Below are 11,488 nucleotides of genomic sequence, written 5' to 3'. Positions count from 1 at the left end.
CAAGCCTACTCAAGCCCCCAGACACCGACAGCAACCTTACGGTCTTGTTGGGTCGTATTCCGCGCTGAGCGAACCAATAACGCGGGGTACAGCCTCCGCGATCGCCGAGGCTGTAAGGGGTCCTCCGTCGAAATCTGCCGATGCCAGAGCACCAGCCCGGCCGTGCACGCTTGCAGCAACCGCGGCCAGGGCAGCCCAGCGGTCGGCGGGGTCCACGCACAAGGCGGCATATGCGCCGTCGTCGTGCCGGATGGATTCCGCAGCCTGCGCCAGAAGGGCGCCCAGAACGCCGGCCAGGACATCGCCGCTACCTGCGGTGGCCATCCACGCGGTGCCTTCGGATTGGCTGAACACCACGCCCGACGGCGACGACACCAGCGTGGTGGCACCCTTCAGGAGCACTGTGGCACCGGTCTGCTCGGCGGCCTGCCGCACGAAGTGGAGGGGTCGGGATTCGACGTCGTCGCGGGTCACCTTCACTTCCCCCGTGGAAGGGAGCGAGTTCAGCAAGGTAGCCAGCTCGCCGGCATGGGGTGTCAGTATCCAATGAGCGGGGCAGCGTTCCGGCAGGAGGCTCAAGGCTCCGGCGTCGACGACCACCGGCAAATCGTCAGCAAGGGCCAACGCGCCGGCTTCCTTCGCCCGCTGCAGTTGTTCCTCGCCGTCAACCCCGGACCCCAGCAACCACGCTTGGACCCGGCCGGAATGATCCGTCTCCCACAAGGCTTCCGGAGTTCGGGCAAGCACCAGTTGGGCCGCGGGTTGAGGCCCGAGATAGCGCACCATGCCCACTCCGGCGAGAGCCGCCGCGTGAACGCTCAGAGCAGCAGCTCCCGCGAAACGCGCCGAACCTGCTACTACTCCAAGGACACCCCGCGAGTATTTATGCGCACGTCGGCCTGGCTTGGGCAGCAAAGTGCCAAGGCCCGAGTCAGTGAGGCGGCGAAGCTCAGGGCTCATACTTTCCAAGGATCGCTCAATCCCAATCGCCACCAGCTCCATGCGCCCGGCGCAGCCCTCACCCGGGTCGGCCATGAGTCCGGCTTTGATGCCGCCAAACGTCACGGTGATATCCGCATCCAGGACGGGCCAATGCACTTCCCCGCTGTTGGCGTCCAGTCCGCTGGGGAGGTCGCATGCCACCACCAGCCGGGGACGCAGTTCTTGAAGTGAAGCCACCAATTCCGCCGGGGCTTCCCTCAATCCCCCGCGGGCACCGGTCCCGAGCAGCGCGTCGATAATGCAGTCACCGCCCGCGCTCAGGACCGCAAGCTCCTCTGCGTTCCCGGCCTTCAGCTGGACAACGCGCCCGCCTGCTGCGACGAAAGCAGCCAAGGCCTCCTGGTGCACCTCAGGTGCGGCGAGTACCGCCGTCGTGCGCACTCCGCGACGGGCCAACATTGCCGCAGCGAAAAGGCCGTCGCCGCCGTTGTTGCCCTTGCCGGCCAGCACCGTGACACTGGCGCCTGCAAGCTTTCGCCTGCTTTTGACCTCGCGAGCCACGGCTTGCGCCAAGCCATAAGCTGCCCGTTGCATCAGAACAGCGCCCTCACCGGAGTTCAGGAGCGGTTGTTCCGCATCCCTGATCTGTTGTCCGGTGAAGGCGCTGATCATTGTTTTTATGAAGTTCGCTTAGCCCTCGGCGAGGACAGTCGCCGTAGCAATGCCGCCGTCGTGGCTCATGGACAAGTGCCAGCGCTTGACGCCTTTGGCCTCAGCCACAGCAAGCACTGTCCCCTTGACTTGGACGGTGGGTCCGTTCTCGTCGAGGCCAATCCAGCAATCCTGCCAGTTCATGCCCGCCGGAGCGCCCAGCACCTTGGCCACGGCCTCCTTGGCAGCAAAACGTGCAGCCAGAGACCGGGTGTTGAGTTCCCGCTCGGCAGGAACGAACAAGCGGTCCCGCAGTCCCGGTGTCCGTTCCAACTGCCGGCCGAACCGCTCGATGTCTACGACGTCTACGCCAATGCCAACAATCATGGCGTTATTCTACGGTCACGCTCTTGGCCAGGTTACGCGGCTGATCGACGTCGTAGCCCTTGGCACCCGCGAGTTCAGCAGCGAAGATCTGCAGCGGAACGGTGGTGAGCAGCGGCATCAGCAGAGTGGGGGTCTCCGGTACGTAGAAGACGTGCTCTGCGTAATCCTTGACCGATTCGTCGCCCTCTTCAGCGATCACCAGGGTACGGGCACCACGTGCGCGGACTTCCTGGATGTTGCTGACTACCTTGGCGTGCAGGGAATCGCGGCCACGCGGGGACGGGACAACAACGAAGACCGGCTGGCCGTCGTCGATCAGGGCGATCGGACCGTGCTTGAGCTCGCCGGCGGCGAAGCCTTCAGCATGGATGTAGGCGATTTCCTTGAGCTTCAAGGCACCTTCCAGGGCTACCGGGTAGCCCACGTGGCGGCCCAGGAACAGGACGGACTTCTCGTCCTTCATGCTGCGGGCGAGCTCGCGCAGGGGCCCTGCGTTGTCCAGGATTTTCTGGATCTTGGCCGGGATCTTGTTGAGGTCCGCGAGGACATCCTTGATCTGGCCGGAGAAGATGTTGCCCCGCAGCTGGGCCAGGTACAGGCCCAGCAGGTACGCCGCTGTGATCTGCGCCAGGAATGCCTTGGTGGATGCAACGGCAATTTCAGGACCTGCGTGCGTGTAGAGCACGGCGTCGGATTCACGCGGGATGGTTGAACCGTTGGTGTTGCAGATGGAGATCGTCTTGGCGCCCTGCTCGCGGGCGTAGCGGACAGCCATCAGCGTGTCCATGGTCTCGCCCGATTGGCTGATGGAGACCACCAGCGTGTTGGAGTCAACGATGGGGTCACGGTAGCGGAACTCGTGTGCGAGCTCCACCTCGGTGGGAATCCGGCACCAGTTTTCGATTGCGTACTTGGCTACGAGACCGGCGTACGCTGCGGTACCGCAAGCGAGCACGATGATCTTGTCCACCTGCTTGAGGAGCTCAGGATCGATGCGGACTTCGTCAAGGGTGAGCTTGCCGTTGAGGTCCGAGCGGCCCAGGAGGGTCTGCGCTACGGCGTCCGGCTGGTCGTTGATTTCCTTCTCCATGAAGGAGCTGAATCCACCCTTTTCAGCCGAAGCCGGGTCCCAGTCAACGTGGTATTCCTTGCCCTCGGCGGGAGCGCCGAAGAAATCGGTGATCTCTACGGTGTCCGCGGTGATGGTGACAATTTGGTCCTGTCCCAGTTCCACGGCGCGGCGGGTGTAGTCGATGAAGCCGGAAACGTCGGAGCCGAGGAAGTTCTCGCCATCGCCCAGGCCCACTACCAACGGGGAGTTGCGACGGGCGGCCACGACGACGTCGGGCTGGTCCGCGTGGACTGCGAGAAGGGTGAAAGCGCCTTCGAGTCGCTGGCAAGCCAGGCGCATCGCCTCGGTGAGGTTGCCGCCGCCGCCATTGAGCCGGGTGCGGAAGATGTCACCGATAAGGGCGGCTGCAACTTCGGTGTCGGTTTCCGACTCGAAGGTGACGCCCTTACCCAGCAGTTCCTGCTTAAGCTCAGCGAAGTTCTCAATGATGCCGTTGTGAATGACTGCCAGCTTGCCGCCGTCGGAAAGATGCGGGTGTGCGTTACGGTCGGTGGGCCCGCCGTGCGTAGCCCAACGGGTATGGCCGATGCCGGTCAGGGACTCGGGAACCGGATTTGCTTCCAGTTCCGCGATCAGGTTGCTCAGCTTGCCGGATTTTTTACGGGACGAAATGGTCCCATCAGCGACTACTGCGACGCCGGCGGAGTCATAGCCGCGGTATTCCAGACGGCGCAGCCCTTCCACCACAACGTCAAGAGCGCTGTATCCAGCTGCCTTGCGAGACGAATTGCCAACATAGCCTACGATTCCACACATGGGTACAAGCCTAGCGGCTAGGGCAAACAACTGATGTGGGACATCCTCCCTCCACCCCCTTTCCGCGCGAGATCGACCACTCACAATTCACCTGCCCGTCGTCGCGCATTTCCTGATCCGCCCCGCGGAGGGCAGAATCATGAGCGTGACTTTGCAACGCACCGAAGCTAATGGCGACGGCGCTTCCCCGTTTGTAGAGCTGGACCGTCAAACGTGGTCCAGGCTTGCAGCGCAGATGGAGCAGCCCCTCAACGAAGAGGACATTTTCCGTCTCCGCGGCCTCGGCGATCCCTTGGATATGAAGGAAGTCCGGGAGGTTTACCTCCCGCTGTCACGCCTCCTGCACCTGTACGTCGAGGCGTCCCACCAGCTGCACGCAGCCACCACCACCTTCCTGGGCGAGCAAACCCAGCGGACGCCGTTCGTGATCGGCGTGGCCGGTTCAGTTGCTGTTGGTAAGTCCACCATCGCCCGCGTGCTCCGGGAAATGCTCAGGCGCTGGCCCGGAACTCCCAACGTGGAACTCATCACCACAGACGGCTTTCTCTACCCCTTGGCCGAGCTGAAGCGCCGGCATCTGCTGGAGCGCAAGGGTTTTCCGGAGTCCTACGACCGCCGTGGCCTTCTTCGCTTCGTCTCGGAAGTAAAAGGCGGCGCCGAGGAAGTCCGCGCCCCTTGGTACTCCCACGTCACTTACGACATCGTGCCGGGCAAGGAAGTCGTGGTGCGGCGACCCGACGTCCTGATCGTTGAAGGCCTCAACGTCCTGGCCCCCGCCCGTCCGCGCATGGACGGCAAACAAGGACTGGCCGTCAGCGACTTCTTCGATTTCTCCATCTACGTCGACGCCAAAACTTCCTATATTGAGGAGTGGTACGTAGACCGCTTCCGGAAGCTGCGGACCACAGCCTTCGCCCAGCCCGAGTCCTACTTCCACCGCTACGCCACGTTGTCCGACGACGACGCCGAATCCACCGCACGCGGCATTTGGAAACGCATCAACGAGCCAAACCTTGAGGAGAACGTCCTGCCGACCCGCGGACGTGCACAGCTGGTCCTTACCAAGGACGCAGACCACTCCATCCGCCGCATGCTGCTGAGGAAGGTCTAGCTTGCAGAACAATCCTCAACCACTGCCCAGCCGACGGGTTTTCGCGAGCCTCCTGACCGCTGGTGCCGGAATGGCAGCCCTGGCCGCCTGCACGCCGGACAACACCACTCCCTCCCCTGTCGCAGCCAACGCCGCCAGCGACGTCCCCTCTGCCTCTGCAGCGTCCTCCGTGGCCACGCCCAGCGCCGCTACCACCGAGCCTGCACCCGTTGAGCCTGCACCCTCCACTGACATACCTGCCAGCACCGCTCCTTCGCATTCCGTAGCCCCTCAGCACTCGCTGACGGATCCGGCGAGCCCCTGGGTTGTCGTCAACAAGCACCGGCCATTGGCTCCCCAGGATTTCGTTCCGGCAGATTTGGTGCAGCCGGGCGTACGGCTCGCCGTCAGTGGCGAAGCGGCTCTGCTTAACAGCACGACGGCGTCTGCCGCAGAAAAGATGTTCGGCGCAGCCGCCGCGGAGGGCGTCATCATGACGTTGGCTTCCGGTTACCGTTCTTATTCCACTCAGGTGACTACCTACAACGGATATGTAGCCAGTACCGGTCAGGCTGCAGCGGACCGCGCGTCCGCCCGCCCAGGGCACTCAGAGCATCAAACAGGCTGGTCCTTCGACATTGGTGACGGCGCTGGAGCCTGCAGCTTCCAACCTTGCTTTGCCGAACAACCCGCCGCTGTGTGGGCAAAAGCCAATGCCCACAAGTTCGGCTTTGTGGTCCGCTATCCGTGGATGTTCCACGACACCACCGGGTACTTTTACGAGTCCTGGCACCTGCGCTACATCGGCGTGGAAGCAGCCACCGACATGGTCACGCGCGGCATTGCGACCGTGGAAGAGTACTTTGGGCTCGAAGCAGCGCCGGACTACATCTAGTCCTTAAACACTGCGGCCCGCTCCCCTGCTTCAACTCAAGCAAGGGAGCGGGCCAAAAGTGTGCTTTCCTAGACTGCCATTTCGCTGGGGGCGCCCAAACGGTCCTTGACCACGGCAGCAAGACCCTTGCAGATGCGCTCTGCTGTTTCCATGTCAGCGGCTTCCACCATGACCCGGACCAACGCCTCGGTGCCTGAGGGGCGGAGCAGCACACGGCCGGTTTCACCCAGTTCAAGCTCAGCTGCTGCAACGGCCTGGGCAACGCCCTCGTCCGTGGCGGCACGGGCCTTATCCACGTCCTTGACGTTGATCATGAGCTGCGGAAGCTTGGTCATGGCGCTGGACAGTTCCTTGAGGCTACGGCCCGTCAGGGCAACCTGCGCGGCAAGCTGGAGACCAGTCAGAACACCATCACCCGTGGTGGCGAAGTCCGAGAAGATCACATGGCCGGACTGTTCGCCACCAAGGTTGTACCCGCCGTCGCGCATTTCCTCCAGAACGTAACGGTCACCAACACCGGTCTCGCGGATGGTGATGCCGGCATCGCGAAGGGCGATCTTGAGCCCAAGGTTGCTCATGACCGTGGCAACAAGGATGTTGTCCTTGAGCTTTCCGGCTTCCTTGAGTGCCAGCGCCAGGATCGCCATGATCTGGTCGCCGTCCACTTCATTGCCTTCATGGTCAACGGCCAGGCAGCGGTCGGCGTCGCCGTCGTGCGCTACGCCAAGGTCCGCGCCGTGCTTGACCACCGCTTCCTTCAGGGGGCCCAGGTGCGTGGAACCTACGCCGTCGTTGATGTTCAGGCCGTCCGGCTCTGCTCCGATCACCACGACGTCAGCCCCGGCGTCCTTGAACACCTGGGGCGAACAGCCACTTGCTGCGCCGTGGGCGCAGTCCAGGACCACCTTCAGGCCTTCCAAACGCTTGGGGAGCGTGCCCAGCAGGTGCACGATGTACCTGTCCTCGGCGTCTGAGAACCGCTGGATGCGTCCGACGTCGGCGCCTACCGGCCGCTGGGGCTCTTTACCCAGCTGCGCCTCGATGGCGTCCTCAACATCGTCCGGAAGCTTTTGACCGCCCCGGGCGAAGAACTTAATACCGTTGTCCGGAGCCGGGTTGTGGGAGGCCGAGAGCATGACGCCGAAGTCGGCGTCGAGATCTGCCACCAAGTAAGCCGCTGCGGGAGTGGGGAGCACACCGGCGTCGTACACGTCGATGCCAGAGCTTGAAAGCCCGGCTTCAACGGCAGCGGCAAGGAATTCGCCGCTGGCCCGGGGGTCCCTGGCGACGACGGCGCGCGGCCGTCTCCCATCGCTTGTGCGGTCATGGCCGAGCACGACGGCGGCTGCCTGCGCGAGCTGCATAGCCAGTTCGGCGGTGAGCAATCCGTTCGCGAGACCGCGGACGCCATCTGTTCCAAATAATCTAGACATCGGGTCAAGTTTAGACGACGCCGGGACAGCACTTGTTCAAGGGGCCGCCGGAGGGTCACAAGTGGCGCCCCTCTTGACTCCCCTGTCCGGGTTCTGAAACGACGAAAGCCCGCCCCGCCGAAACGGCGGAACGGGCTTTCGATACCCCGAACGGGGTGAAGCGGATTAACGCTTGGAGTACTGCTGAGCCTTACGTGCCTTCTTGAGACCAGCCTTCTTGCGCTCGATGACGCGGGCGTCACGGCTCAAGTAACCGGCCTTCTTGAGGGTGGCGCGGTTGTTGTCGACGTCGATCTCGTTCAGCGAGCGAGCAACACCGAGACGCAGCGCACCGGCCTGGCCGGAGATGCCACCGCCGTGGATACGGGCGATGACGTCGTAGGCACCTTCGAGATCAAGGATCTTGAAGGGCTCGTTGACGTCCTGCTGGTGCAGCTTGTTCGGGAAGTAGTTGTCCAGCGTGCGGCCGTTAATGGTCCACTTGCCGGAACCCGGAACAACGCGAACGCGTGCAACGGCTTCCTTGCGGCGGCCAACAGCTGCACCGGCAACGGTCAGTGCCGGGCGCTCCTTCTTGGGCGCATCTTCACCAGATGTGCTTTCAGAGGTGTAGCTGGTGAGGGTTTCCTCAGCCTCGACGGCTTCGGCGGTCAGTTCTTCGTTCTGAGCCACGGTTCTCCTTGTAATGAAAAGTTGGTTGGTGGCCAGGACTACTGGGCGACCTGGGTGATTTCGAAAGTCTTCGGCTGCTGTGCAGCGTGGGGGTGCTCAGCGCCACGGTAGACCTTGAGCTTGCCCAACTGCTGTGCAGCGAGGGAGTTCTTGGGGAGCATGCCCTTGATGGCCTTCTCAACAGCGCGAACCGGGTTGGATTCCAACAGCTCGGCGTAGTTGACGGAGGTCAGGCCGCCCGGGTAACCGGAGTGGCGGTATGCGCGCTTCTGCTCCAGCTTGGCGCCGGTGAGGGCAACCTTTTCAGCGTTGATGATGATGACGAAGTCGCCCATGTCCATGTGGGACGCAAAGGTCGGCTTGTGCTTTCCGCGCAGCAGTGTTGCGGTCTGGCTGGCAAGACGACCAAGGACAACGTCGGTGGCGTCAATGACGTGCCACTGGCGGTTGATATCGCCGGGCTTCGGGGTGTACGTACGCACGGTTTTGCCTCGTTCTTGTTCTGGCGTTCATGTTTTAGGCGGCACGCATAAGGCGTGCACCTATCTATGTATGCGCTACCGGAGCAGAGGTGAGGGCTCTATGTACCAGTTATCCCAAGATCTCGAAATGCCTCAGGAGTTAGCGATCCTGCAACTGGATCCCCCGGAAGGCATGTGTCATCGAGATAGGACACGCACAACGACTCTAAACAATACCGTCACTAGGGCGTCCGGGTCAAAATGGGGTAACCGCCCCTAGGGGTAGCGCACCTTTACTAAGGGAGAAACATGACCGATGGCCCCGGCGTCCCCCTCCTCATTGCGCTCCTCGGGTTGCTGCTCAGCCCTACTGCCGAGCTAGTGATCGCCCGCACGCTGCCGCGACTCGGCGGCGTGCCTGCCCTCAAGGTCCGGATCACGACGGCGGCGGTCACCGCGCTGCTTTTTGGCTTACTCGCGTGGCGTTTTGGGTTTTCTCCGGAGTTGCCGGCATTTCTTCTATTGGCATTGCTTGGCGTTCAACTTTCGCGGATTGATTTCACCGTCCACTTGCTGCCGAACGCACTGGTTTTGCTCTTGTTTGGGGGCGGATTGGTCCTGCTCCTTGCCTCCGCTGCCCTCACGCCAGGATGGTCGGACTTGATTCGAGCTCTCGCCGGAGGAGCGATCCTGTTCGCCGGCTACTTAATTCTGGGACTTATTTCGCCGGGAAGCCTCGGAATGGGCGATGTGAAGCTCGCAGCACCCCTAGGGCTGTACTTGGGGTACTTGGGTTGGGGCCAAGTACTCTTCGGGGGGCTTCTGGGATTCGTGGTGGGCGGGGTGCTCACGGTCCTGATGTTGCGCCTGCGATCAGCCGAAAAACCCGTGGAGACGGCTCACGGCCCTGCAATGGTAGTCGCTGCCCTGGGCGTTGCCCTGCTCATGAACTAACCAAAGGCAAGTACGCCCTTACTCAGGCCCCACTGTGCACCGCAATTAATAAGGCTGCTTCGCAAATCAAGTAGTTTCCGCCTGTTATGGCGTCGAAACTGAGTACTCACTGCCTCCGCAGTGCGCCACCAAGTAATGAGTGGCCCATGAAATCGAGTACGACTACGCATTGTGGCTTCTGCCTGCCCTGGTGAATTCTTATCTCATCGAATTCCGAACCGCTAAAGGCTACATGGGGGCAGTTCGAAACTCGGACGAATTTCAATTCGGAGTTCGTCATTCATCATTTGCCAATTTTATTCTGGGAAGGATTTTCCAATGTCATCTCTCATGGTTTCCGTCATTTCGTTCATCGCCGGCGTCAAGGACCGCTTCACCTCCGAGGAGAAGGGTGCGACGGCTGTTGAATATGGCCTGCTCGTTGCACTGATCGCGGCTGTCATCGTGGGCACCGTGCTCACACTGGGCACTGAGGTGCTCAAGGGCTTCACCACGGTCGTCACCACACTTCCGTAGCTCGGAACTGGCCGGCTTCATATCGAAACCCGGGCCGGCTGCTCCGATACACTCATCGGCTGCAGCCGGCCCGGAATCGTTTTCTGGGAGTTGCTATGAGATCCAAAGGTAGGAAGAGTAAAACGCTCTTTAACAGAAAGCCCTCTACCGCCAAAAGCCAGTCTGGTGCGGTAGCAGTTGAATTCGCACTTGTACTGCCGATATTCCTCGTCTTGGTACTGGGGATTTTTGAGTTCGGCCGGGCATTCAACATCCAGATTTCCTTGTCTGAGGCCGCTCGCGAAGCAGCCCGCTACGCAGCTATTCATCAATCAGATTCCACCTACAGCGTCGGCGACGCGCAGGCGGCTGGTGTGGCCGCCGCGCCCACCGTGGACTTGGCTCCGGGCGACATCACCGTCACGTCGTCGGGCACAAGCCCGTGCAACGTGGAGGTCAATATCTCCTACAGCACGCCGTGGATGACTGGATTTCCAGGACTGGTGCCTGGGATGCCGGCCGAACTGGATATCTCCGGGACAGGAGTCATGCGATGCGGCGGCTGAAACACGATGATCGCGAGCGCGGCGCTGTTGCTCCCATGACCGCCATGCTGATGGTGGCCCTACTAGGCATGACTGCTTTCGCCGTAGATGTTGCCATGATGTACTCCGAGCACGCTCAGTTGCAGAACGGTGCCGACTCATCAGCAATAGGCATCGCCCAGGCTTGTGCACAGAACGCAGCTTCAGCCGACTGTGCTGCACCCACATCAGCAGCAACCTCCTTGGCGGGCCTGAATGCACTCGACGGTGTCAGCAATGCGCCACAAGCCTCGGTAAATCTGGGCACCGGGACCGTTGATGTCACGACCCAATCCCGCAACACCTCCGGCGATAATCACTTCACTCTGGTGTTCGCGCGAGCCTTGGGCGTCGAGACAGCCAACATCCAGGCCTCGGCCCAAGCTAAATTCGGCGGATTCTCAGCTACCGATGCCATCCCGCTGACGTTCTCCCAATGCGAGGCGGACCCGAGCTTCACCAAGGGCCTGCAGTTCTTCCCGGTTCACGGCACCACGCTTTCCGACGACCCGGACTACGCATGCCAGCACCAGTCTTCATCGGGATTCGAGCTTCCCGGTGGATTCGGCTGGCTCAAACACCCAGGCTCCACCTGCACGGTGCACATAGACATTGACGATCCCTGGTTGGAGGCCAACGAGGGCAATGATTTCGATTCGACGTGCGCTGCCGCCTTCGCATCCTGGGAGACCAAGCTCAAAGCCGGCAAGCCTGTGGAACTTCTCATTCCGATTTTCGAAACAGCCTGCCCAGTCAAGAAGGGTACGGGAACCAACCCCTGCGCTTCCTCACCCTACAAGAAGTCCTTCAAGATCGAGGCCTTCGCGCAGATCTCTCTCCGGGGGTGGCATCTCACGGGCGGCGGATCCAGCTACATGACCTCCGATGCCTCTGCGCTTCAGAAGTCCCTGGGTCTCAAGAACAGCGACACAGGTTTGTACGGCACCTTCATCAAGAAAGTAAGTCTGACGGAGGCCGCAACTCTGGGCGGCCCAACCACGTACGGCGCCTTGGGCGTCCAACTCACCGAGTAGTA

12 protein-coding genes are annotated in these 11,488 nt (G+C 61.8%); 6 read left to right on the top strand and 6 right to left on the bottom strand.

Annotation, left to right across the window (positions count from 1 at the left end; genetic code table 11):
- Positions 1-36 precede the first annotated feature (36 nt).
- The 3 genes from ACZ881_RS10165 to glmS are packed head-to-tail and all read right to left on the bottom strand — an operon-like array spanning position 37 to position 3,868.
- Positions 37-1,614, bottom strand: a complete 1,578-nt coding sequence (locus ACZ881_RS10165) for an NAD(P)H-hydrate epimerase (RefSeq protein WP_476114818.1) — start codon at positions 1,612-1,614, stop codon at positions 37-39.
- An 18-nt stretch (positions 1,615-1,632) separates the two neighbouring features.
- The gene (locus ACZ881_RS10160; RefSeq protein ID WP_011775548.1) at positions 1,633-1,980 is read right to left on the bottom strand and encodes a holo-ACP synthase; all 348 of its coding nucleotides are present in this window, start codon (positions 1,978-1,980) and stop codon (positions 1,633-1,635) included.
- Positions 1,981-1,984: 4 nt separating this feature from the next.
- Positions 1,985-3,868, bottom strand: coding sequence for a glutamine--fructose-6-phosphate transaminase (isomerizing) (gene glmS / locus ACZ881_RS10155; RefSeq protein ID WP_178997168.1), 1,884 nt, complete (start codon positions 3,866-3,868; stop codon positions 1,985-1,987).
- A 139-nt stretch (positions 3,869-4,007) separates the two neighbouring features.
- On the opposite strand from glmS, the gene coaA reads away from it, so the two are divergent.
- Together coaA and ACZ881_RS10145 are read left to right on the top strand one after the other, a co-directional pair.
- Positions 4,008-4,979 (top strand): type I pantothenate kinase, encoded by a 972-nt coding sequence (gene coaA / locus ACZ881_RS10150; RefSeq protein ID WP_011775550.1) that lies wholly within the window; start codon positions 4,008-4,010, stop codon positions 4,977-4,979.
- 1 nt (position 4,980) lies between these two features.
- Positions 4,981-5,853, top strand: coding sequence for a M15 family metallopeptidase (locus ACZ881_RS10145; protein WP_476114811.1), 873 nt, complete (start codon positions 4,981-4,983; stop codon positions 5,851-5,853).
- Positions 5,854-5,921: 68 nt separating this feature from the next.
- On the opposite strand, the gene glmM is transcribed toward ACZ881_RS10145, so the two are convergent.
- The 3 genes from glmM to rplM form a co-directional block, all read right to left on the bottom strand.
- Positions 5,922-7,286, bottom strand: coding sequence for a phosphoglucosamine mutase (gene glmM, locus ACZ881_RS10140; RefSeq protein ID WP_476114808.1), 1,365 nt, complete (start codon positions 7,284-7,286; stop codon positions 5,922-5,924).
- Between the two features lie 165 nt (positions 7,287-7,451).
- Positions 7,452-7,958 (bottom strand): 30S ribosomal protein S9, encoded by a 507-nt coding sequence (rpsI, locus tag ACZ881_RS10135; protein WP_017200290.1) that lies wholly within the window; start codon positions 7,956-7,958, stop codon positions 7,452-7,454.
- A 38-nt stretch (positions 7,959-7,996) separates the two neighbouring features.
- Positions 7,997-8,440 (bottom strand): 50S ribosomal protein L13, encoded by a 444-nt coding sequence (rplM, locus tag ACZ881_RS10130; protein WP_024817563.1) that lies wholly within the window; start codon positions 8,438-8,440, stop codon positions 7,997-7,999.
- A gap of 288 nt (positions 8,441-8,728) precedes the next feature.
- Here rplM and ACZ881_RS10125 point away from each other — a divergent pair, with 288 nt between their 5' ends.
- The 4 genes from ACZ881_RS10125 (at position 8,729) to ACZ881_RS10110 (ending at position 11,486) form a co-directional block, all read left to right on the top strand.
- The gene (locus ACZ881_RS10125; protein WP_476114802.1) at positions 8,729-9,373 is read left to right on the top strand and encodes a prepilin peptidase; all 645 of its coding nucleotides are present in this window, start codon (positions 8,729-8,731) and stop codon (positions 9,371-9,373) included.
- Positions 9,374-9,691: 318 nt separating this feature from the next.
- On the top strand, positions 9,692-9,889 hold the full coding sequence (locus tag ACZ881_RS10120) for a Flp family type IVb pilin (protein WP_178997174.1): 198 nt from the start codon (positions 9,692-9,694) through the stop codon (positions 9,887-9,889).
- Between the two features lie 95 nt (positions 9,890-9,984).
- Positions 9,985-10,434: a TadE family protein gene (locus ACZ881_RS10115; protein ID WP_011775557.1), complete on the top strand. Its 450-nt coding sequence runs from the start codon at positions 9,985-9,987 to the stop codon at positions 10,432-10,434.
- Entirely contained in the window at positions 10,422-11,486 is a 1,065-nt protein-coding gene (locus tag ACZ881_RS10110) for a pilus assembly protein TadG-related protein (protein ID WP_429330215.1), read from the top strand. Before ACZ881_RS10115 ends, ACZ881_RS10110 begins: the two co-directional genes overlap by 13 nt.
- The last annotated feature ends 2 nt before the right edge of the window (positions 11,487-11,488 follow it).

This window comes from Paenarthrobacter sp. TE3676 (assembly GCF_056279165.1).
This window is presented reverse-complemented; position numbering and strand designations above follow the sequence as displayed.